Source organism: Cupriavidus sp. 21MJTG02-4, from assembly GCF_057798975.1.
The window spans coordinates 47,606-70,612 of sequence record NZ_JBYOJP010000019.1; the positions used below are offsets into that span (position 1 = coordinate 47,606).

Consider the following 23,007-nt stretch of genomic DNA (forward strand, 5'->3'; position numbering starts at 1 on the left):
AGGACCTTGCCGTCGTCTCCCCCCCTACCACCATTCTTCTGCTTGTTGAAAAACGTGGGCGAGCCCGCCAGCCTCGTGCCGGCTGCGCGAGCTCACTCGCCCGCGATGGCGATCGGTCTAGCGTGTCCAGTAGGACAAGGCAGCGCAGCCCGCTATTCAGTTTGGCTTCAATACCCGCAGCCGCAGAAGCTCGATATTCGCGCGGCCATACATCTGGCGCTTGAGGAACTTGAGCCGATTGACATGGTCCTCGGTCTGGCCATTGCTCCATGGCAGCCTGAAGGCCGCCCGCACCGCCGGTAAGTCGGCGCGCAGGCTTTTCGCGAACCTGCGCATTTCCGCTGCGTCACAGCGAGACAGACGCTTCAACCATCGATCGAACTGCCGCGGACTTCTCCGGTGCATAAGCCCGAGAAACTCCCGCGCGAGGCTGCGGATCTCGCCGACCACGGGTTCGATCTTGCACAGCGCCTGCACGAAGCGCTCCTGGGCTCCTCGACCGCGAGCCTCCTCCATCCGACAAGCCATCCGAACACGCGCCTGGACGATGGGCACGGCATCGTGCGCGCGGGTGCTTGGGCAAGCGGCTCCTTACCCTGCGGAAAGAGAAGGCGAATCACGCAATTCCGCACGGCGGCGCAACCGCCCATATAGCCTCGCTGTTTGAGTTCTTGCCAGATCAGTTCAGGACAGCGACAGCCGTGGGCGATTCGTTCCTCGATATAGCTGAGACAGGGATCCAAAGGCGTCGGACCCCGCGCCCTCGGTGCGCGCTCCGGAAAGGCTCCCGCAGTGACGAAGTTGCGCACGGTTCGTTGGTCAATCGAGAGCTCGAGCCCGATTCCTTTCATCGTGCCGCCCTGGGCATGTAGCGCCATCACCCGCTCGTACAGCGCCAGCCGCGCGGCGCGGCTCTGATCGCTCTGGCGCTGCCATGACCACAGTGAATCGCGGCTCAGCACTCGCTGCCGGCCCAGGGTCACGCCAGCGACCTCGACCTGCTGCGCGGCTTGGCGCAGTTGCGGCCCGAGTCGGTACAGCAGCCTCTCGACGTTGTCGCGCAGGTTGCTCAGCAAATGCCAGCGATCCGAGACTTGCTGGGCTGCCGGCAGCGCGATGTCGACCGCGTCGGAGTAGGCCCCGGCCCGGTCCCTGGCGACGATCTCGATCGATGGGTGCGCACGCATCCAAGCTGCTACTGCAATGGATTCCCTGCCGGCGAACACTTCGATCGGCTCACGTCGCTCCAGGTCGACGATGATCGTTCCGTACTGGTGACCGCGCGCGATCGCCCAATCATCGATGCCGACGACCCGCGGTCGTGGTTTGCGCTTGCGCCCAGAAGCTCTGCGCAACTCCCGCAGCACGGTGTCAGCACTGGTGCGCAAGCCCAAGGCGTCGGCAAGCCGGGCTGCCGCCTCACCACCGAGGGCGTGGCCCAGCGCGTGCAACGCCCGAGCCTGCGATCGCGTACGACGTTGATACCGCCCGGCCAGGGCGTGGACGTTCTCGGCAAACGTACGACGGGGCAATTGGCGTTCGTACACTTGAAGCGACGCACTTCAATAGCGAGAACGACCCGCTGCTCGAGCATTGGACGTTCTTCCAGCTTGCGCACATAGCGGCCGTGGATTCGGTGACTCCAACGATGGCAGGCAGGACAAGGTGCCGCGCGAACCGTACTGCAGGCTTCGACAGTGATGGTCTCCCCGCACGCGTCGCTAGGGACAAAGCGCTTACCCACACGAGCGAGAATACGATCGATCCCACCGAGAACTCGGCTCATGGTAACAACGAACATGGGGCCAGATCGGCCCGAAATCAAGCCCTCGACGTGGCCGTCACACAAAGTGCGGGAGACCCAGAATTCCTTTGCACGATTGCTCAGCGCCCTGTGCTCTCGATAGTCGACTCCAGTTATTCGTTCGCCGCCAAACGAAATCGGTGCGTCGTCCGACGGCAGAACAGAAACGGGGACTTTCTTCATGCCCCGTTCTGTTCGCTTGACTTCCCCGTCAGCTCGACAGCACCATCCCGCGCGTGCCGTCCTTGCATCAGCCTTAAGTGCTGGCCGAAGTTGCCGGAGGTTCTTCCAAAAGCCTGGCCTTCGCGATTTTTCCCGTTGGTGTCATTGGCAGGGAATCGCGGAATATAATTTGTCGTGGTGCCTTGTAGTCGGCCAGCAGTGTGCGGCAATAATCGATCAGAGATTGCTCTGATGGCTGCGCGCCCGGCTTAGGCACAACATAGTAGTGCCCTACTTCTCCCAGCACCGGATCGGGAACGCCAATGCCAGCGACCATGAGCACATCCGGATGACGCAACAACACATTCTCCACTTCGATCGGGTAGACATTGAAGCCGCCCTGCACATACATCTCCTTGCTTCGTCCCATCAGCGTCACGAGACCATCGTCATCACGACAACCGACATCTCCGGTACGTAGCCACCCGTCGGAGAAGGCGGCGGCCGATTCGGCCGGCAAATCCAGATACCCGACAACGGTCAGCTCACCACGGATCCACAGTTCTCCCGGTTCCCCTGCGGCCGCATCGCGCCCGTCAGGGGTCATGATCCGCAATTCGACGCCCGGCAGCGGCTTGCCGACAGAGCGAACAGTCGCCTCGAAATCGCTGTCCCATGGCGACATCAACGCGGCCCCGGAAGTTTCCGACAAGCCGTAGAGATTCATCACTTTTGCCTGTGGAAAAGTTTGCTGAAGTTGCTGCAAGAGTTTGGGGTCCGCATTCGCGCCACCCGTTATCACGAGCCTGACTCGCTGCCGATCGAGCTGCTCAATTGCTTCCTCCCGCAACAGCAGCGTGTGCATGGTCGGCACGCCGACGATGATAGTGGGCGGAAATGACAGCATCTCCGAAATGACCTGCTTGGGACTGAAGGCCGGAATCAGCAGGCTGGTGCCTCCACCCAACAGCATGGCAAGGAAGCCGCAGGTCAGGCCACCGACGTGGTTGAGCGGCAAAGCAAGCGTCATCAGGTCGCCCGGACTCAGCCCCAGGTGGTTGCATTGGGCTGACGCCGAGGCAAGCTGACTGCGGTGCGTAATCAACGCCTCTTTTGGCCGGCCTGTGGTTCCGGACGTGTAGATGATTACCAGCGGATCTTCCGGAGCTATGCCGGACTGAGCTCGGTCAATCCTGGTCTGCTCTACCACCGTGGCGAGCAGCGAGTCAAACCGCTGGTCAGCCGGCACGGCGGAACTTCCCATGAAGAAGTAGTGCTGCACGGTAGGTAGCCGTTCGCCCATGCTCGCGAAGTAGGCGACGTAATCCATGTCACCCGCCATCGCTGGCGCTATGATCGCCCTCACCTTCGCATGGTTGATGATGTATTCGATCTCGCTATCACGGTACCGCACACTGAGCCCGACCAGGATTGCCCCGATCTTCGCCGCCGCCAGGTACGCCAGCAGCCATTCCGGTTGGTTGAGACCAAGCATCCCCAGCCTGTCGCCTTTGCCAAAGCCCAGCTCGAGCAGGCCGCACGCAAGACGATCCGAATCCCGGTCGAGGTCCGCAAACGTGACTGCACGCCCCTGGTAAATCAGTGCGGCCCGGTCCGGTTGCAGGGCCACATTCCGCTTGAGTGCCATCCAGACGCGATCGATGGTGGTCGATTCAATCATGCTCGCTCCCTGATATGCGCGTATGTCCCTTAATGATGATGCGTCCTGGTGGAGCCACCTGCGGTTCACGGTCCTCATTCGCGAAGCAGTCTTCATACCGCTTGCGCAAGACATGCTTCTGGATCTTCCCGGTGGCAGTTGTGGGAAGCGCGTCGAGGAACTTCACCGCTTTGGGGACCTCGAACTTGCCAAGATTGGCGCGGCAATGGGCGATCAGCTCCTCTTCGCTACACATGGCCCCCGGCTTGAGCACGACGATCGCACAGATGGCTTCGCTCCAATGGGGATGAGCGAGCCCAACCACGGCGACGCCAGCGACCGCGGGATGACCGAGAATCGCTGACTCGATCTTGATGCTGGCCACGTTTTCGCCGCCAGTCTTGATCATGTCCTTCTTGCGATCGAGGAAAAGCAACTGCCCGCCGTCATCGATCGTGCCAAGGTCGCCCGTATGGTGCCAGCCGTACCGCTGCGCCGCTTCGGTCGCTGCGGGATCCTTGAAATAGCCAAGCATGACGTTGGGCCCGCGATGCACAATCTCGCCCACGTCTCCCCGCGCCAGCAACTTACCGTCGTCATCCATGATCGCGGTTTCGCAGCCCACGGTCGAAACGCCCCAATAGTTGGCATCGCGCTGCGGATGCTCGATCGGGCGGAAGTTCATGGTGACCGGATAGATCTCTGTCTGGCCCGTCACGAGCATGATGTTGGGGCTTAGCCTCGACGCGATCCGGTCCACCAGCGGACGCGGCATCGGCGCCATGGCGTAGACGCACAGGCGCAGCGACGAGAAGTCCGCCGTGGCGGCCCTGGGATCGGACAGGATGGCCCCGTACATCATCGGCAGCGCCACCAGCACGGAAATGCGCTCCTTGGCGACGCTGTCGACGACAAGGCCCGGCTGGAAGCCCCGGCTGATCACCACGCAGGCGCCGGCGGCACAGGTGGACGCGGCCACCACATGCTGGCCGCAGTGGAACAGCGGCAGGATGCCCGTCACCACGTCCTGCTCGGTAAAGCCGAAGGTCGAGAGGTTGCCGATCACCGCGCTGCAGACCGAGGCATGCGAATGCACCACGCCCTTCGGGTTGCCGGTGGTGCCGCTGGTGTACATGATCAGCGCGGGCTGGTCGCCGTCGATGTCCACCTCCGGCAGCGTGGCAGGGCGACCCTGTGTCAGCGCTGCCAGCGCCGGCCACTTCAAGCCGGCCGTGCCCGACGCACTGCTCATGGTGACGACGACAGGCAGCCCCAGATCCCGCAGCAACGCTGCCATCTGCGGCTGTTGGCAAATGGCCTCGTCGGCAACGACGCAGGAGACTTCGGCATGGCGCAGGATGTACCCGATCTGCTCCGTGTCGAGCTGGATATTGACCGGCACCCAGACATTGGCTGACTTGTGGATGCCATTGAGCGCGGCCAGCATGTCGATCGAATTGGCGCACAGCGTGGCGACCTGGATCCCGCTGCCATGCGCCTCAAGCAGGTAGTGGGCGAACTGCGAGCTGAGTGCGTCCAGTTCGCTGTAGCTCAGGCGTTGCTCGCCATCGACCACGGCAGTGCGGCCTCCGTACTTGACGGCCGTGCGATGCACGATGTCGCCCAGTGCTACGCGGCGAATGCGACGGCTTACTGCCGATGCCTCTGGTACTTGCATGGTTGTCTCCTCTTGATGTTGTAGTGTCCCGCTCTCCCGGCGGAATCAGCCAGCCGGGCGCGCCGCCTGCTCTCTGGCCGCGGCCTCGATCATCGGCTTGACGCTGTCGATGGCGCCGCCGCCGTCGCACGGGATGATCGCGCCCGAGATAAATGATGCCGCCGGCGAACCAAGGAACATGGCGAGGTTGGCGATGTCTTCGCTGGTGCCCAGCCGCCCAAGCGGCACCATTGCCCGCACCTGCGCCCCGCCCTCCGTGCCCTGCGGCGAGAGCCGGCGCATGCCCTCGGTGTCGGCGATGGGCCCCGGCGAGATGGCATTGACCCGCACGCCGGCGGCGCCCCACTCCATCGCCAGCACGCGCGTGAGCTGGTCCACCCCGGCCTTGGCCGCGCAGACGTGGGCCTGGTAGCGGATCGGGATCGCACCCTGTGGCGCGGTGATATTGATGACCGAGGCGCCGGGGCTGGCCAGGTAGGGGAAGGCCTGTCGCATCACGTGGAAGGTGCCGTTGAGGTCGATATCGACCACCACCTTGAAGCCGTTGGACGAGAGCTGGTTGAGCTCGGCCAGGAAGTTGCCGGCGGCACCGGAGACCAGCACGTCGATCTTGCCGAAGCGGTCGTGCGCAGCGGTGAAGGCGCGGCCGACCGCGTCGAAGTCGCGCACGTCGGCGGTCACGCCCAGCACCCCGGCGCCGTGCGCCGCCAGCGCGGCGACCGCAGCGTCCACGTTTTCCTGCTTGCGGCTGGCCACGGTCACATTGGCGCCGTGCCGGGCAAAGGCATGGGCAATGCCGAGGTTGATGCCGGTGGTGCCGCCGAACACGAAGACGTGGCGGCCGGCGAAGTCAAAGGATACGGTCATGGCAATGTCCTGTCGAAAGCGGCTGGTTACGGGTGCGGGTCAGCGGGCGGCGCGCAGCAATTCCTCGGCGATGATCATGCGGCGAACCTCGCTGGTGCCGCCGCCGATGGTGGCGAGCTTGGCGTTGCGGTAGTGGCGGTTGACCTCGGTCTCCCAGATAAAGCCGGTGCCGCCGTGGATCTGCACCGCCTTGTCGGTCACGTGCAGCAGCATCTCCCCGACCCGCAGGATCGAGGCCGCGCACAGCTTGTGCAGATCGCCCCGTCCACCACCGCCCTGCTCCAGCGCGTTGCACGCCATCAGCGCGCGATAGGCCAGCGAACGTGCCGCTTCCAGCTCCGTGTACATGTCGGCCAGCATCGCCTGCACCATCTGGAACGATCCGATCGGCTTGCCGAACTGCTGCCGCGTATTGGCATAGTCGAGCGACAGGTCGAGGCAGCGCTGCGCCTCGCCGATGCACGGCAGCGCCAGGAAGGCACGCTCGATGTCGAGCCCGCTCATCACCACCGCCACGCCGCGGTTCTCGCCGCCGATCAGGTTGCGGGCTGGCACCCGGCACTCGTCGAACACCAGTTCGCCAGTCGGGGCGCCCCGCCAGCCCATCTTGGTGAGCTTCTGCGCGACGCTGAAGCCAGGGAAATCCCTTTCCACGATGAACGCCGAGATGCCCTTGGCACCTTGCGCCGGATCGGTCTTGGCGTAGACCAGAATCACGTCGGCCACCGGCCCGTTCGAGATGAACATCTTGCGGCCGTTGAGCACGTAGTCGTCGCCGTCCTTCCGCGCCGTGGTGCGCATGCTGCCCAGCGCATCCGAGCCGGCCCCCGGTTCGGTCAGGGCCAGCGCCCCCACCCACTCGCCCGAACAGAGCCGCGGCAGGTAGCGCTGCCTCTGCTCGTCGTTGCCATTGCGCAGGATGTTGTTCAGGCAGAGGTTCTCGTGCGGCCCCCAGATGAAACCGGCGTTGGCGTTCCAGTAGCCAAACGCCTCCGCCACCATGCCGGCGGAGAACAGGTCCATGCCGGATCCGCCGTATTCTGGCGGTGCGGTAATACCAAGGTAGCCGGCGGCGCCAAGCATCGGCATCAACTGCTCGGGGTACCAGTCTTCGTCGTCCATGCGCGGCAGCAGCGGCGCCAGTTCGGCCTTGGCGAAGCGGAAAGCCTGCTCGTAAACCTCGCGCTGTTCCGGCGAGCGCTCGAACTGGGAAAGTGATGTCGTCACAGCGTCTCCTTTCTTCTTGCGGATACGGCTCAGATGCGCAGAATTCCCTGCTGCCGCTCGGCGAATGGCGCGTTGAGTGATGCGGACAGCGCGACCCCCAGCGCGTTGCGCGTATCGACCATATCGAGCACGCCATCGTCGCGCAGCTCGGAGGTCTGGTAGTACACGCTGTTGCTGCGGGTGTAGTCCTGCTGAATCTGGTCATGGATCGCCTGGATCTCGGCGGGATCGGGCTGCTTGCCTTCCCGCGCCAGCGCGGCGATCCTGATCTGCGAGAGCGTCTTGGCGGCCTGCTCTGCACCCATGGTCGCGCACTGCGAATGCGGCCAGGCGAACAGGAAGCGCGGATCGTAGCCGCGCCCGGCCATACCGTAGTTGCCGGCGCCGAAGGAGGCGTGGCACAGGACGCTGAACTTGGGCACGCGCACATTGCTCTGGACCATGATCATCTTGGCGCCGTCCTTGGTGATGCCGCGATGCTCGTAGTCTCGCCCGATCATGAAGCCGGTGATGTTGTGCAGGAACAGCAGCGGCACGCCGTCGCGGTCGCACAGCTCCATGAAGTTGGTGGCCTTCTCTGCCGCCTCGCTGAACAGCACGCCGTTATTGGCGAGGATGCCGATCTTGTAGCCCCACAGGTAGGCGTAGCCGCACACCAGCGTGGTGCCGTAGTCGGGCTTGTATTCGTGGAACAGGCTGCCGTCGACCAGGCGCGCGATGACCTCGCGCATGTCGAACTGCTTCTTGATGTCGTCCGGGATGATGCCGTAGAGCTCTTCCGGGTCGTAGTACGGCGCTTCCGGCTCACGCATGTCCACCGCCTGCTTGGGGCGGCGGCGCAGGGTGCCGACGATCTCGCGAGCCAGCGCGATGCCCTGGGTTTCCGAGTCCACCGCGTAGTCGGCCGTGCCCGAGATGCGCGTGTGCACATCCGCGCCGCCCAGTTCGGCCGCGCTGATGTCTTCGCCGGTGGCGGCCTTGACCAGCGGCGGGCCACCCAGGAAGACGCCGCTGGAGCCGCGCACCATGATCGAGTAGTCGGACAGCGTGGGCACGTAGGCGCCGCCAGCAGTGCAATGGCCCATGGCCACGGCGACCTGTTCCACGCCGGCGGCCGACAGGCGGCACTGGCTGTAGAACATATGGCCGCCCTCATGGAAGATATCCATCTGCATGGGCAGGTAAGCGCCCGCGCTGTCGACCAGGTGCACGATTGGCAGACGGTTCTCCAGTGCGATCTTGAGCGCGCGGATGGATTTTTTTGCGCCGAGCGGATAGACCGCACCACCCTTGATGGTGCTGTCATTGGCCAGCACCATCACTTCGCGGCCGTTGACCACGCCGATGCCGGAGACCACGCCGGCGCCCTTGATGTGCGCGTCGTACTTGGCATGGTTGGCCGCGAGCGCTGACAGTTCCAGGAACGGGGTGCCGGGATCCAGCAGCAGGTCCAGGCGCTCGCGCACCAGCAGCTTGCCCTGGTCACGCAGGCGCTTGATGTCGCGCTCTGCCCGGTGGTGGCGGACGTCCTGCATCATCGCCAGGAATTCCTCGCGCACGCGCAGGTTGTGCGCACGGTTGGCCTGGAAGGACTCGGAACGCGTGTTGATACGGGATTCGATGCGGCGCATGTTTACTCCTTCCCTGCTTCGAGCCGCACCAGCAAGGCGTCCCGATCGAACAGGTCACCCTTTGCACAGGGAATTTCCGCGACCACGCCATCGCGGGCCGCTTCCAGGTTGAGTTGCATCTTCATACTCTCGATCACGATCATGGTTTGCCCCGCGCTCACGCGGTCGCCCACGGCGACCGCGACCTCGATCACGGTGCCCGGCATTGGAGCCACGCAGAGATCGCCCTCCTCGGCATCCGCCCCGCCGCCCCGGACCGGATCGCGCAGCGTGACGGTCCAGGCACGCCCGAAGGCATGCACATAGGCGGTCTCGCCATGCTGGGCAACCCACACGGCATGGGTGCGGCCGTCCAGCGTGAGCCCCAGCGCGCCATCCGGCTTGTTCTCCATCATTACGTCAAACACTGCGCCGTCGACCTCGACCCGGCCGCCACGTGCATCGCGCACCAGCGCGACCTGGTGGCGCGCACCGGCGCCAACTTCCGCTGTCAGCTTCATCAGTTTCTCCAGGCATGCATAGCGCCATGCACCGCAGGCGGCGCAAAGCGTGAATCGGTCAGCGTGCGGTTGGTCAGCAAGGCCGCGGCAAGCACCACGGCGGCCTGTTCCGGCGTAGGCGCCGGAACCTGCAGCGCCGGCTTGTGCTCTTCCAGGAAGCTGGTGTAGGTATTGCCGGCCACGAACTCAGGATGGGCCAGTACGCGTTCGAGGTAGGCGGCGTTGGTGGTGACACCCAGCGCAATGGTCTGCTCCAGCACGGCGCGCATGCGTTCGATCGCCTCTGCACGGGTGGCGCCGCGCACGATCAGCTTGGCCAGCATCGGGTCGAACGCCGAGGTCACGGTGTCGCCCTCCTGCACGCCGGCATCCAGGCGGAACCCGTCTGCCTCCGGCGGGCGGAATACCCGCAGCTTGCCGGTGGCCGGCATGAAATCGCGCTCGGCGTCTTCGGCGCACAGGCGGCACTCAATGGCATGTCCCTTTAACCGGACCTCATCCTGGCCGAAACCCAGCGGATCGTCTTCGGCAATGCGGATCTGCTCGGCAACGATATCCAGGCCGGTGATCATTTCGGTGACGGGATGCTCCACCTGGATGCGGGTGTTCATTTCCAGGAAGTAGAACGCACCCGAGGTATCGACCACAAACTCCACGGTACCCGCCGACGCATAGCCGACGGCCTTGGCCAGCGCCACCGCCTGGGCGCCCATTGCCTGCCGCAGCGGCTCGTGGACAAACGCAGAGGGCGCTTCCTCTATCACCTTCTGGTGGCGGCGCTGGATCGAGCACTCCCGCTCGCCGAGGTGAACGATATTGCCGTGGCAGTCGCCCAGTACCTGGATCTCGATATGGCGCGGGCGCTCGATGTATTTTTCCAGGAACACTCGCGCATCGCCGAACGCGGCCTGCGCCTCGCTCGTGGTGCGCTCGAAGGCGGCACGGCAGGCTGCAGGGTCCGCGTCGTGGATCACGCGCATGCCTTTGCCGCCGCCGCCGGCGCTGGCCTTGAGGATGACCGGAAAGCCGATCGCGGTTGCCACGTCGAGTGCATGGTCGGCATCGCGGATTTCGCCGTCATAGCCGGGAATGGTGTTGACCCCGGCCTGCGTGGCGAGGCGCTTGGAGCGGATCTTGTCGCCCATGGCGTCGATGGCATCGGCGCCCGGGCCGATGAAGCGTATGCCCGCGGCGTCGAGCGCGCGGGCGAAGTCCGCGTTCTCGGAAAGGAAGCCAAAGCCGGGATGCACCGCATCCGCGCCGGTGGCGCGGCATGCGGAAAGGATATTGTCGATCAACAGGTAGGCGGCCACGGGCGTCGGGCCGTCGATACGGTAGGCCTGGTCGGCCAGCCGCACCGCGAGCGAGTCCTGGTCCGCCTCGTGATAGACGATTACCGCGCGCTTGCCCAGGCGCCGGCAAGTGCGGATGATGCGCGCCGCGATCTCGCCGCGGTTGGCGATCAGCACCGTATGGATGGCAGGCATGGCTGTCAGGCTCCGATTTTCTTGACGTTCGTTGATTTGGCGCCCGCCGCGTACAGCGCGAGCGGCCCCTGCGCCGTGAGCCAGGCGGCTGGCACGCGGACCGGCAGGTCCATCAGCATCTGCGCGTAGCTCTTGCCCTGCGGGTCATAGCGCAGCGAGGCGATACCGCCGCCACCCAACGCCCCGGTCAGCAGGAAATTCAGCGCGTGGAAGCCGGGCAGCTCCCAGCGGCGCACGGCGCCGGTGATGTAGTGCCCGAAGAAGGCACCGACCCGTTCCGTGGTCAGTTCGCGGCGCAGCACCGGCAGGAATTCCGGGCGGCGTGCGATGACACCGATATTGGCGTCGTTGCCCTTGTCGCCGCTGCGGCCCCAGGCCAGGGCGATCAGCGGCACTTCCACGGCATCCGCGGGGACAGGTTCATCGGCCCCTGCCGCCGGTTCGCGCCATTCCAGCGGCTGGCCGGGCGCGACCGTCACGGAGGTCGCGGTGCCGTCCAGTTCAACCTGCACCGGCACCCGGCCCTTGTCGAGCAGGAAGGAGAACAGCCGCACCACCGGCGACGGTGACGGCCGTCCGCCGAACAGCCCGGTCGTGCCCTGCGCCATGGCCACGCCGGCCTGTGTCATCTCGCGGCTGAAGACTTCAAGTGCGGTCTTGTCGTCGTGGCGCAGGCCGATCTTCAGCACCACTTCGCGGGCGGAGGCGGCAAAGCGGCCGGTTTCCCCATAGGTATCTTCGGCGCCGATCACCTCGACCGAGGTCTCGCGATAATCCGCGCGCCCGGCCGCCAGGTTGAGCCGGCGCGTGCGCTCGATAATGGCCTGCCCCATGCGGCGCGCCTTGGCCGCCGCATCGTGCCCGGCCACCATCATGGTGGCGATCACGCGCCAGCCGTCAGCGTAGGTGGCGCTGACCTTGTAGGTCGGCGTCGGGGCGCGGCCGCGGGCGCCGCTCACGTGCACGCGGTCAGTGCCGTCCTGCACCAGTCTTACGTCTGTGAAATCGCAGACCGCGTCCGGCAGGATGTAGGCGGCAGGGTCGCCGATCTCGTAGACGATCTGTTCCGCCACGGTGGCGGGCGTGACCAGGCCGCCGGTGCCAGCCGGCTTGGTCACAGTAAAGGCGCCGTCGGCCGAGCACTCGACAATGGGATAGCCCATGTCTTCCCAGCCCGGCACCTCGGCCCAGTCGGTAAAGAGGCCGCCCGTGCATTGCGGACCGCATTCGATGACATGGCCGGCCAGGCTGCCGGCGGCCAGCAAGTCGTAGTCGGTATCGCGCCAGCCGAATTCGTGCATCAGGATGCCTAGCGTCACCGCCGAATCGACGCAACGGCCGGTCAGCACAACATCGGCGCCGGCATCCAGCGCGGTGGCAATGGCGCGTGCGCCCAGATAAGCGTTGCAGCTCTGCAGGCGCTCGGGGAACGGCGCCCCCGTGAACATTTCCGCCGGCGCGAGGGTCTTGATCTCATCGATGCGCGGCATCAGGTCATCGCCCTCGACCACGGCGATGCGCAGCGCCACGCCGACCGCTCTTGCCGCCTCGGCGAGCGCCTCCCTGCAGGCGCGCGGATTGACCCCGCCGGCGTTCGAAACAACGCGAATACCGCGTTCGGCAATGGCGGGGAGCAGCGGGGCCAGGGTCTCGACGAAATCCGGGGGATAGCCCAGCGCCGGGTTCTTCGCCCTGGCGCGCGCGAGCAGCGACATGGTGATCTCGGCCAGATAGTCCGACACCAGGTAGTTAATCCGGCCGCTGCCGACCAGTTGCGCCGCAGCTTGCCTGCTGTCTCCCCAGAAGCCCGAAGAGCAGCCAATGGCAACTTTGCGCTCAGCCATGATGAGTCTCCGAGCCATGCACCCAGCGCGGCTTGCGCTTCTCGGCGAAGGCGGCCATGCCTTCGCGGGCCTCTTCGCTGCTGGCAAGCCGCTCGATCATCAGTTCGGCGTAGGCGAGGGTCTGGTCCACGGACATGTCCTGCATCAGGTCAAGTGCCTGCTTGCCCAGTCGCAGCGCATTGGGCGAGTTCGCTTCGAGCCGGGCAATGACGTCCGCGACATGGCGGTCCAGGTCCTCGGCCGGCACGGCACGATTGATCAGGTGGTAACGCTCGGCCTCTTCCGCGCTCAGGGGCTCGCCCAGAAAGGCCATCTCCCAATAGCGGCGTCGTGGCAGCTGGCGGATCAGGTAGGTGGTGATCATCATCGGGAACACGCCTACCTTGACTTCTGGCGTGCCAAAGCGTGCGTGTGCCGCGGCAAGCGCGAGGTCGCAGGCCGAGACCAGCCCCAGCCCGCCGCCCAGGGCGCTGCCATTGATGCGCCCGATGATCGGCTTGTGGCAGGCGCGCATGGCCCGGTACACCTGAACCAGCGGATTCTCCGCGCGCCCCGTGGCGAACGTGCTGCCGGCATCGCCCTTCAGGTCGGCCCCCGCGCAGAAGGTGCGGTCCCCCGCCGCGGTCAGCACCACCGCGCGAATGGCGTCGTCGCGGGCCGCGTCACGGAACGCGTCGGCCAGTTGCCCGGTCATAGCGCGATTCAGCGAGTTGTGGGCGTCCGGCCGGTTTAGGGTGAGCCAAAGCGCGTTGTCCCGGCGCTCGACAACAATGGATTCAGACATCGACTTTCTCCAATCAGGAAAAACGCGAGAAATCGGGCTGGCGCCGTGCGAAGAAGGCGGCGATGGATTCCTGCATTTCCTCGGAGGCAAAGCAGGTCTCGAGCGCTTTACCTTCGGCCGCTATGGCGGCGGCCAGGCCCGCGCGGTGGCCCATCCGGAGCAGGCGCTTGCTGGCCCGCATGGAGGCGGGCGGGAGCGCTGCCAGTGCCGCCGCCGTCGCATTGGCCCGTGCCATCAACGCATCCGGAGGCAGCACTTCATTCACGATGCCGGCGCGCAAGGCCTTCTCGGCATCAAAAGGCTGGGCCAGCAGGACCAGTTCGTTCGCCAGCCGCATGCCGGCATGCAGCGACAGCAGGTAGCTGGAGCCAAATTCGGGCACCAGGCCAAGTTTTGTAAATGGCAATTGGAACGTCGTCCCGGCGGCCGCGAAAACGAAGTCGCAATGCAACAGAAGCGTCGTGCCGCCGCCGATCGCACTGCCGTGCACGGCGGCAACGATGGGCTTGTCAAAGTCGTCCAGGCGCATCAGCAGCCGAGCGAAGGCCGAGCGGACATAGCCCTCCGGCAGCGGCCCGGCCTGAAAGCCACGCAGGTCTCCGCCGGCACAAAATGCTTCGCCCTGCGCGCGCAGCAGAACCACGCGGGTCTGCTCGTCCCGCTGCGCCTCAAAGAGGCGCAGCTCAAGTTCGCAAAACCACGCCTCGTTCATCACGTTGCGTGCTTCGAGCGATCCGAACGTCACCGTAAGCACATGCCCACTGCGTTCAGCGCGGAAATCCTCGTTCAACTTGCCTCCTCCTTCTGGTCGGACTCGGGCGCGAGTGACGCGCCCCCGGTTGAGGTGTGAGGAAGTCTAGGAGTGCGGAATTAAAAAAGCAAGCGATTGGTTTAATTGTGGACTACACTTCAGACCGTGGTACCGAGGGGAGCTGGGTCAAAAACATGTCCTAAAGCGATGGCATCAGGCGTCCCGTCTAGAATGACGCCCGCCCCCAACTGAGTGATATCGAGCAAGAGATATGGCGCGACCGAAACGCGAAGACATCAATGACGTCAACCGCCGCAATGACCTCGTCATCGCGGCGGCGCTGCTGTTCAAGGAGAAGGGCTACCACGGCACGACCATGCGCGATATCGCGCGGGCCATCAACATGCAGGCGGGCAGCCCCTTCTATCATTTCGCCACTAAGCAGGATCTGCTGTTCGCCGGCGTGGAAGAAGGACTGCTGGGATGCCTGGCCGACCTTGAGGCGATCGATCCGCAGGCAATGTCGGCACGGGATTACTTCCGCGCGCTGGCGCGCGCCCATCTTCGACGCTTGCTCGAAACGCAGGGAGGGATGGTTCCGATGGTGGTCGATGAATGGCGCTACTTGGAAGGCCCGCATCTCGAAGCCGTGCTGGCGATACGCCATCGCTTCGAGGCATTGTGGCAAGCCGCGTTCGCCCGACTCAAGGATGCCGGCCACATCAGACGTGCTGACGCGATGGCCTGCCGCTTCTTCCTCAGCGCGTTGCATGGCACGGTACGTTGGTACAGCCCGGAAGGTCCTTTATCGCCTGACGAGATTGCAGATGAACTCGTGGCTTGTACGCTATGCGAAAACCCCGGATCCTGACCTATGTTGATGGCGACACCTGCGACTGGACCGCAGGCCGATGCCTCTATCGAACAACAGCATTGTGCTCCGTGCTGCAAGGCAGGCTCGCACCGTTGACCACGGCATGCCATGCCATTGTTGAGGAGATAGCATCATTGGTATAAAGAGCCGCCTGCCCGCAGGAAGAGAGACCACGGAGGTAGAAATGGGCAGGCGGGGCAAAAGAGTTTTGATCACGCCTAACGTAGAAGGCGCCAACGTCAGGCCAAGTAAGTTGATTTTTGATGTCCCGCCGACAAGTTCGGCACAAGTGAAGTGAATCAAGGGCAACGGTGGTCGGCACATGCCCTTGCAACTCAGGCTTACTCGGGCACCAGCTGTCCAGCGGACTGCGCAGCCGCATGCCGTTCGTGCTGGGCATCGGCCGCATTGCCGGGCCGGATCCTGAACCAGATGGAATACATAGCCGGCAGGAACACCAGGGTCAGGATCGTTCCGGCGAGCGTCCCGCCGATGAGGGTGTAAGCGAGTGCCCCCCAGAACACCGAATGGGTGAGCGGAATGAAGGCAAGGATGGCGGCCAATGCGGTGAGAATCACGGGTCGCGCACGCTGGACGGTCGCTTCAACAACGGCTCTGAACGGATCCAGTCCTTCGTCTTTGTTGTGCTGAATCTGCCCGATCAGGATCAGCGTATTGCGCATCAAGATTCCCGACAAAGCGATCAAGCCGACCAGCGCGTTGATGCCGAACGGCTGCCCGAACAGAATCAAGGTTGGCACCACGCCAATCAACCCCAGCGGGCTGGTCAGGAACACCATGACCATCGCCGGGATGGACCGCACCTGAAAGATGAGAATCAGCAGGGTCACCGCAAGCATGATCGGGAACAGCGGGAGCATGGCTTTCGTTGCTTTGCCCGACTCTTCGATCGATCCTGCTTGTTCAATGCGATATCCGCTTGGCAGCTTCTCAATGATCGGCTGAAGCTGCTTGCTGATGGCTGTCGACACATCAGGCGGTTGCAGCCCATCGGCAATATCGCCGCGCACCGTGATGGTCGGCATGCGGTCGCGCCGGCGGATGATGGGCTCTTCCATGCGAACGTCGATCTTTCCGACCTGCGAGAGCGGAATGCGTTGCCCGTTGGCGCCAGCCAGCGTGAAGTCGCCAATCTTGGAGGGGTCGAGCCGAACGTCTCCCGCCGAGCGCGCGGTCACCTGCACGGTGCGGATGTCCTCCCGCACGGCCGTTACCGGAATGCCGTTGAGCAGGAATTGGAGTTGTTGCGCGACGGCGCTGGAGGTCAATCCCACGGCCTGCAAGCGATCTTGCTGCAAAGTGAAGTGCAGCGTGGGTACGCGCATCCCCCAGTCGGTGTTGACGGTGCGCATCATCGGGCTGGCATCCATGATTTGCCGGACATCGGCCGCGATACGCTGCAACGTCTGGGCATCCGGACCAGTCACGCGGTAGGCGACCGGGAACGGCGAATACGGACCGAACACGAGTTGCGTGACACGCACGCGCGCCTCGGGGGCCAGACCATCTGCAATGGCCTGGCGCAGGCGCTGCTTCAACGCGTCACGCTCTTCCTGGCTATCGGTGCGTATCACGATCTTGGCGAACGACGGATCCGGCAGTTCCGGCCCCATCGCCAGATAGAAGCGAGGCGCTCCCTGGCCAACATACGACGTCACGATCTTGGCTTCCTTCTGTTTGGCAAGCCACGCTTCCAGCTTTAAGGTGGTAGCGCTAGTCTGGTTGATCGACGTGCCATAGGGCATCTGCACCTCGACCAGCACTTCGGGGCGATCCGAGACCGGGAAGAACTGTTTCTTGACCACCGCCATGCCAAGGATGGCCAAGACAAAGAGACCCACTACCGAGCCCGCGACCAGCCATTTGCGGGCAATGACGCGCCCCAACAATGCACGGAAGCGGTTGTAGCGCGGCGTGTCGTAAATCGCATCGTGACCACCTTCGTTCTTCTTGACGTCTGGCAGCATTTTCACGCCCAAGTAAGGCGTGAACACCACCGCGACGACCCAGGAGGCAATTAGCGCAATGCCCACGATCCAGAACATGTTGCTGGTGTATTCGCCTGCGGTGGAACGGGCAAAGCCGTTGGGCATGAAGCCGACGGCAGTGACCAGCGTGCCCGACAGCATGGGCGCGGCGGTGTGGCTCCACGCATAGGCCGAAGCAGCGACGCGGCTGTAGCCCTCTTCCATCTTCACCACCATCATTTCGATCGCGATGATGGCGTCATCCACCAGCAGGCCCAGCGCCAGAATCAAAGACCCAAGCGTGATGCGGTCGAAGTTCTTGCCCGTTGCAGCCATCACCACGAAGACGACCGCCAGTGTCAATGGCACGGCTGCGGCGACAACCAAGCCAGCGCGCCAGCCCATGCTGACGAAACTCACTAGCATGACCACCAGCAGCGCGGCGAAGAACTTGAGCATGAACTCATCGACGGCAGCGCTGATGTTGACCCCCTGGTCCGTCACCTTGGTCAAGCTCATGCCAAGCGGCATTTCAGCGTTGATGGTGCCGACCTCCTCGTCCAGCGCTTTGCCCAGGTCCAGGCCGTTCCACCCTTCGCGCATGACGATGCCCAGCAGCAAGGCGGGTTGCCCCCCGCTGCGCACCATGAACGTGGCGGGGTCTTCATAGCCGCGCTTGACCGTGGCAATGTCCGACAGCTTCAGCGTGCGCCCTTGTGATACAACGGGTGTATCACGAATCTTCTGCAGCCCGTCGAACGCACCGTCCAGGCGGATGAAGACCTGCGGCCCTTTCGTCTCTACTGAACCGGCAGCCGTCAGGGCGTTCTGGCTGTTGAGCGCGGCAAAGACGTCTTGTGGACTCACGCCAAGCGTCGCCAGTCGATCATGTGAAAACTCGATATAAATGCGTTCCGACTGTTCGCCAATGACGTTGACCTTCTTCACACCAGGCACGTGCAGCAAGCGCTGGCGCAGCGTCTCCGCGTCGCGCACGAGCGCGCGTTGCGGCTCGCCCTGCGCCTTGAGCGCAAACAGGGCAAAGGTCACGTCCGCATATTCGTCATTGACCATCGGTCCGATCACGCCGGGCGGCAAATTGACCACCTCGTCGCTGACCTTCTTGCGCGCTTGATAGAACTCCTCCTGGACTTCCGATGGCGGCGTGCTGTCGAGCAAGGTTAAGGTTGTGACCGCCAGGCCCGGCCGGGTGTACGTTTCCGTACGGTCGTACCAGCGCAGCTCCTGCATGCGCTTTTCAATTTTCTCGGCCACCTGGTCTTGCATTTCCTGGGCGGTCGCGCCCGGCCACGCGGTGATGATGGTCATCACCTTGACTGTAAACGCCGGGTCTTCCGCACGACCCAGCTTGAAGAAGGAAATGAGCCCCGCCAGCGAGATCAGGCAGATGAGGAACAGCGTGACGGCGCGCTCGCGCACGGCGAGGGCCGATAGGTTGAAACGACCTTGGCTCACCGGCGCACCTCCGCGATGGTGCTGGGGCCCTGACCTGCCACACGAACTTGCTGGCCTTCACGCAGCAGTTGTGCGCCAAGCGCGACGATCCGGTCTCCTTGCTTGACTGGGCCAGTAACCTGGGCGCTTTCGTCGCCGAAGCGTTCGATGGTGACGAATCGCCACGACACCTTGGCCGGATCCCCCTGGATAACCCACACGCCCGGGCCCTTGCCTGCATCGAACACGGCACCCAGCGGCACCTGCAGATCGCCTTGCGCAGTGGCAAGCCGATCGGGAATCTGGATCGTCACCGTGGCGCCCAGCGGTGCATTGGCCAGTTCGCCATCGAGCACATAGCGCGCCTCATAAGTGCGGGTGAGCCGATCGGCCGCATCCGACAGCTGCCGCAGCTTGGCAGGTACGCCGGCGCTTTCCTTACCGAAAAGTGTGGCCTGTGCGACAGAGCCAAGCGCCGGCCGGAGCGTTTCGGGCAACTGGACAACTGCCTCGCGACGGCCGGCGTGGGCCAGCCGTACGACGGCCTGCCCGGCGTTGACGACCTGACCGGGCTCGGCCAGCGTTTCCATGACCACGCCGTCGCCATCGGCAACGAGCTCCGCGTAACGGCTGGCGTTACGCGCGACATCGGCCTGCGCTTCCGCCGCGCTCAACTGGGCTTTGGCGGCGTCCGCCGCAGCCTTGGCCTGGTCATAGGCCGAGGCCGAAATTGCGCCCGTTCCGCGCAAGTCGCGGTAGCGGGCTTCGTCTTCCATCGTCTGTTTCGCGCGTGCCCGTGCGGCACTCACGGCTTCTTGTTGTGCCTGCGCGGCGAGCTTCAGATCGACAGGGTCGATGCGCATGAGCGGCTGCCCGCGCTTGACGGTTTGCCCCGCATCCACGAGCCGTTCCAGCACCTTGCCCGACACACGGAATCCGAGGTCACTCTGCACCCGGGCAGCGACGACGCCCGTAAATGAGCGCGATGCGGAAGCGACTGGCTGAACGATCGTGGCGCGCACCAAAGGCGCCTCAGTGCGCGGATCGGCAGGGGCCCTCCCGCCGCAAGCGCCCAAAGCGAGCGGCAACGCACAAATAACGGTAGAGGTAACAAAGCGACGCGAAAGCATGAAAGCCCCCTCGACAAGGTGATCCGGGCTTTCATTCTGGTTCTTGTGACCATTTTAGTCAATAGTCACATAGAGAAATCTGCACGTCAGGGGGAAAGGCTCCGAAGCACAAGGCTGGAGAGCAACCCGGGCGCACTTTCCGTGTAGTCAAAGCTGTACTGCAAAAGCAATGGATTCATGTACGGGCGCATGACGAGGTAGATGGCCGTCGTAGCCTCATCCAACGGCGTCTTGCGCTCGAAGTCCCCTGTCTCGCGGCCTTCCTGCAGCACATCGCGCAGCACCTGCTGGATGCGCTCTTCGTAGGCGATCACTGCCTGCCAGCGCTCTGTCGCCGCCGAGGCGGCGATCTCGTACAGCTTGCGGTCGTGGGAAAACAACCGAAGGCTGGCTTCAGTCAAGGCTTTGAACAGGCGCCGGAGCTTCTCGGGCGGGGAGTTGGCCTCGGCCAGGGCAGCGTTGACGTCGGCCTCGATCTCGCGCAGGCAGTTGGCGCAGATCATCTCGCCAATGGCCTGCTTGGATTCGAAGAACTTGTAGATATAGGCCTTGGAAAAACCGATGGCCTTGGCCAGATCGGAAACGGCGGTCTTCTCGTAGCCGTAGCGGCTGAAGTGCTCGGTAGCGGCGGCAACGATCTGGTCTCGCACGTCATGGTCGGCCGGGCCGCGGGCGGGAACGGGGTAAGGGGTGGTCTTCATGGGCTCCAGCTTACGCGAGTCGCGAAAGTTGAACAACTAGTAACCATTTTGTACTATAGTCACTGAAAATTCCGATGAAATAACCCCATGTTGCCAAAACACTCCGTTGTGGCCCTCTTCGTTGCCAGCCTGGTAACGGGCTGTGCCGTCGGCCCCGACTATATAAAGCCTGATGTGCCGGTTCCGGAACGATTCCAAGGCCAGACGGCGGTCGAGCAGCGCACATCCGATGCCGGGGCCGATCTGTCCGCATGGTGGTCTGGCTTTGGCGATCCGCAACTCACGCCGTTCGTGCGGCTCGCGCTGGATCAGAACCTGGACCTTGCACAGGCCTTCGCCCGCGTCACGCAAGCCCGTGCGGGCCTTGGCGCTGCCAATGCCGCGTTGCTGCCCTCCGGCAACATCTCCGGTCAGGCTGCGCGCGCGTACCAGTCTGTCGAAACCCCGTTGGGCCGCGTCTTGAATTCGAGACCCGGCTTCGACCGCTACGGCAACGCTTTTGAGGCCGACGTCACCGCAAGCTGGGAATTGGACGTATTCGGCGGCCTGCGCCGTGGCCGGGAGGCGGCACTGGCCGACTACCAGGCCTCCCAGGCGGGCGCCGTCGCCACACGGCTGGCCGTGGCCGCACAGACTGCCGATATTTACATCACCATCCGCGGCTTGCAGACGCGCCTGAAGGTGGCCCGCCACCAGGTAAAGACGCAAGAGGAATTGCTCTCCACCGTTAACCTGCTGTACGGCAAAGGACTGGCGGCCGAGCTTCAGGTCAGGCAGGCCGAAGGCGCACTCGCCCAGGTTCGCGCTTCCATCCCCCAGCTTGAAACGGGTCTGGATGCGACGATGAACGCGCTGGACGTGATGCTTGGCTCGCTGCCGGGCACGCACCGGGCCGAACTGGCAGAAGGCGGTGACATCCCGGCCGTTCCGCAAATTGCGATCGACGGATCGCCGGGCGAGCTGCTGAGGCGCCGCCCCGACCTCATCGTCGCCGAGCGTCGCCTGGCGGCCTCCAATGCGCGCATTGGCGTCGCCATTGCCGAGTACTACCCGAAGTTCTCGCTGGGCGGCCTGCTCGGCAGCGCCACATCCGTGGGCGCCGGAAGCCTGTTCAGCAGCGGCGCCAGTCAATTTGCCGGCGTGCTGGGCCTGCGCTGGCGTCTGTTCGATTTCGGCCGCATCAATGCGCAAATCGATCAAGCCAAGGGTCAAGAGGCGGAGATGCTGGCCGCATACCGGCTCGCCGTGCTGCGCGCCACGGAGGACGTGGAAGACGCCTTCTCTGCCCTGGTCAAGCGCGAGGAGCAAACGGCCGTGCTCACACAAGGGGTTGATTCACTCGGCCGCGCGCGAAACGCTTCGTTTGCCGCCTACCAGAAAGGCGTCGTCAGCCTGATCGAAGTTCTGCAAGCCGATGAAAGCCTGTTGCGTGCATCAGACGCGCGCGCCCAGGCGCAAGCGGAATCCGCGCGCGCCGCAGTCGCGGCATTCAAAGCGCTGGGCGGTGGCTGGCAGCCGGACGAATCGACCGCCGTTGCAAGCAAATAGTCGACCAGCGAAGAGGCTGCGCATCCGGCACGGCTCATCGCAACAGCCGATTTGCCGCAGCGCCAATTCACTACACAGAAAGTAACTGTCATGTCCAATTCCAAAGTTGTCGTGATTACCGGTGTGTCTTCGGGCATCGGCCGTGCCACCGCGGCGAAGTTTGCGTTGCGGGGCTGTCGGGTGTTCGGCACCGTGCGCAACCTCGCAAAAGCGCAGCCGATACCGGGCGTTGAACTGGTCGAGATGGATATCTGCGATCAAGCGTCGGTTCAGCATGGAATCCAGAGCATCATCGCGCAGGCCAAGCGCATCGATGTGCTGGTCAACAGTGCCGGCGTGACGCTGCTCGGCGCGACCGAGGAAACGTCGATCGCCGAAGCGCAGGCGCTGTTCGACACCAACGTGTTTGGCATCTTGCGCACCACGCAAGCCGTATTGCCGCACATGCGCGCGCAACGTTCGGGAAGAATCATCAACATCAGCTCGGTGCTCGGCTTTCTGCCGGCGCCGTACATGGGTCTCTATTCGGCGTCCAAACACGCCGTGGAGGGGATGTCCGAGACGTTGGACCATGAGGTGCGCAATTTCGGCATCCGCGTGGTGCTTGTGGAACCCTCATTTACCAAGACCAGCCTGGATATCAATGCCCCCCATGCGGTTTCCAAAGTCTCCGCCTACGACGACGAGCGCAGCGTCGTTTCGCAGGCAATTCAAGAAAGTGTCCAAAAAGCACCGGCGCCCGACGGCGTCGCGAGCACGGTCGTCGACGCCGCCTTGGGCGCGTGGAAAATGCGCCGTACACCCAAAGGCGAGGCCGCCCTTCTGAGCAAGCTGCGCCGTTTCATGCCGGCGGGCCCCGTCGACGCAAGCCTGCGGAAGACGTTCGGGCTCTCCTGAAGCGCGTCACCCCAAACAG

16 protein-coding genes and 1 pseudogene are annotated in these 23,007 nt (G+C 64.1%); 3 read left to right on the forward strand and 14 right to left on the reverse strand.

Going from position 1 to position 23,007, the window contains the following annotated elements; genetic code table 11:
- Positions 1-156: 156 nt before the first annotated feature.
- From AC3FKH_RS28735 to AC3FKH_RS28785, 11 genes and pseudogenes are all read right to left on the reverse strand, one after another.
- Positions 157-1,786 (reverse strand): annotated as a pseudogene (locus AC3FKH_RS28735) (ISL3 family transposase).
- Positions 1,787-2,060: 274 nt separating this feature from the next.
- Positions 2,061-3,647: a class I adenylate-forming enzyme family protein gene (locus tag AC3FKH_RS28740; protein WP_488679100.1), complete on the reverse strand. Its 1,587-nt coding sequence runs from the start codon at positions 3,645-3,647 to the stop codon at positions 2,061-2,063.
- Positions 3,640-5,304: a class I adenylate-forming enzyme family protein gene (locus AC3FKH_RS28745; protein ID WP_488679101.1), complete on the reverse strand. Its 1,665-nt coding sequence runs from the start codon at positions 5,302-5,304 to the stop codon at positions 3,640-3,642. Before AC3FKH_RS28745 ends, AC3FKH_RS28740 begins: the two co-directional genes overlap by 8 nt.
- 45 nt (positions 5,305-5,349) lie before the next feature.
- Positions 5,350-6,171: an SDR family oxidoreductase gene (locus AC3FKH_RS28750; protein ID WP_133092956.1), complete on the reverse strand. Its 822-nt coding sequence runs from the start codon at positions 6,169-6,171 to the stop codon at positions 5,350-5,352.
- Between the two features lie 39 nt (positions 6,172-6,210).
- On the reverse strand, positions 6,211-7,398 hold the full coding sequence (locus AC3FKH_RS28755) for an acyl-CoA dehydrogenase family protein (protein ID WP_488679102.1): 1,188 nt from the start codon (positions 7,396-7,398) through the stop codon (positions 6,211-6,213).
- A 29-nt stretch (positions 7,399-7,427) separates the two neighbouring features.
- The gene (locus AC3FKH_RS28760) at positions 7,428-9,029 is read right to left on the reverse strand and encodes an acyl-CoA carboxylase subunit beta (protein ID WP_488679103.1); all 1,602 of its coding nucleotides are present in this window, start codon (positions 9,027-9,029) and stop codon (positions 7,428-7,430) included.
- A 2-nt stretch (positions 9,030-9,031) separates the two neighbouring features.
- On the reverse strand, positions 9,032-9,541 hold the full coding sequence (locus tag AC3FKH_RS28765; protein WP_488679162.1) for an acyl-CoA carboxylase biotin carboxyl carrier protein subunit: 510 nt from the start codon (positions 9,539-9,541) through the stop codon (positions 9,032-9,034).
- Positions 9,529-11,016 carry an acetyl-CoA carboxylase biotin carboxylase subunit gene (locus tag AC3FKH_RS28770; RefSeq protein WP_488679104.1) on the reverse strand — a complete coding sequence of 496 codons (1,488 nt, stop codon included), beginning with the start codon at positions 11,014-11,016 and terminating at the stop codon, positions 9,529-9,531. Before AC3FKH_RS28770 ends, AC3FKH_RS28765 begins: the two co-directional genes overlap by 13 nt.
- Before the next feature lie 5 nt (positions 11,017-11,021).
- Positions 11,022-12,860, reverse strand: a complete 1,839-nt coding sequence (locus tag AC3FKH_RS28775; protein ID WP_488679105.1) for an acyclic terpene utilization AtuA family protein — start codon at positions 12,858-12,860, stop codon at positions 11,022-11,024.
- Positions 12,853-13,644, reverse strand: coding sequence for an enoyl-CoA hydratase-related protein (locus AC3FKH_RS28780; protein ID WP_488679106.1), 792 nt, complete (start codon positions 13,642-13,644; stop codon positions 12,853-12,855). The genes AC3FKH_RS28775 and AC3FKH_RS28780 overlap by 8 nt, the downstream gene beginning before the upstream one ends.
- 13 nt (positions 13,645-13,657) lie before the next feature.
- Positions 13,658-14,434: an enoyl-CoA hydratase/isomerase family protein gene (locus tag AC3FKH_RS28785; RefSeq protein ID WP_488679107.1), complete on the reverse strand. Its 777-nt coding sequence runs from the start codon at positions 14,432-14,434 to the stop codon at positions 13,658-13,660.
- A 232-nt stretch (positions 14,435-14,666) separates the two neighbouring features.
- Here AC3FKH_RS28785 and AC3FKH_RS28790 point away from each other — a divergent pair, with 232 nt between their 5' ends.
- On the forward strand, positions 14,667-15,266 hold the full coding sequence (locus AC3FKH_RS28790; protein ID WP_488679108.1) for a TetR/AcrR family transcriptional regulator: 600 nt from the start codon (positions 14,667-14,669) through the stop codon (positions 15,264-15,266).
- A 344-nt stretch (positions 15,267-15,610) separates the two neighbouring features.
- Here the strand turns inward: AC3FKH_RS28790 and AC3FKH_RS28795 are convergent, their stop codons facing one another.
- The 3 genes from AC3FKH_RS28795 to AC3FKH_RS28805 all read right to left on the reverse strand — a co-directional run bounded on the left by AC3FKH_RS28795 (position 15,611) and on the right by AC3FKH_RS28805 (position 20,543).
- Positions 15,611-18,733, reverse strand: a complete 3,123-nt coding sequence (locus AC3FKH_RS28795; protein ID WP_488679109.1) for an efflux RND transporter permease subunit — start codon at positions 18,731-18,733, stop codon at positions 15,611-15,613.
- On the reverse strand, positions 18,730-19,842 hold the full coding sequence (locus AC3FKH_RS28800) for an efflux RND transporter periplasmic adaptor subunit (RefSeq protein ID WP_488679110.1): 1,113 nt from the start codon (positions 19,840-19,842) through the stop codon (positions 18,730-18,732). The genes AC3FKH_RS28795 and AC3FKH_RS28800 overlap by 4 nt, the downstream gene beginning before the upstream one ends.
- Before the next feature lie 86 nt (positions 19,843-19,928).
- Positions 19,929-20,543: a TetR/AcrR family transcriptional regulator gene (locus AC3FKH_RS28805; RefSeq protein WP_488679111.1), complete on the reverse strand. Its 615-nt coding sequence runs from the start codon at positions 20,541-20,543 to the stop codon at positions 19,929-19,931.
- Between the two features lie 87 nt (positions 20,544-20,630).
- On the opposite strand from AC3FKH_RS28805, the gene AC3FKH_RS28810 reads away from it, so the two are divergent.
- Together AC3FKH_RS28810 and AC3FKH_RS28815 are read left to right on the forward strand one after the other, a co-directional pair.
- The gene (locus AC3FKH_RS28810; protein WP_488679112.1) at positions 20,631-22,091 is read left to right on the forward strand and encodes an efflux transporter outer membrane subunit; all 1,461 of its coding nucleotides are present in this window, start codon (positions 20,631-20,633) and stop codon (positions 22,089-22,091) included.
- Positions 22,092-22,181: 90 nt separating this feature from the next.
- Positions 22,182-22,988 (forward strand): oxidoreductase, encoded by an 807-nt coding sequence (locus AC3FKH_RS28815; protein WP_488679113.1) that lies wholly within the window; start codon positions 22,182-22,184, stop codon positions 22,986-22,988.
- Positions 22,989-23,007 lie beyond the last annotated feature (19 nt).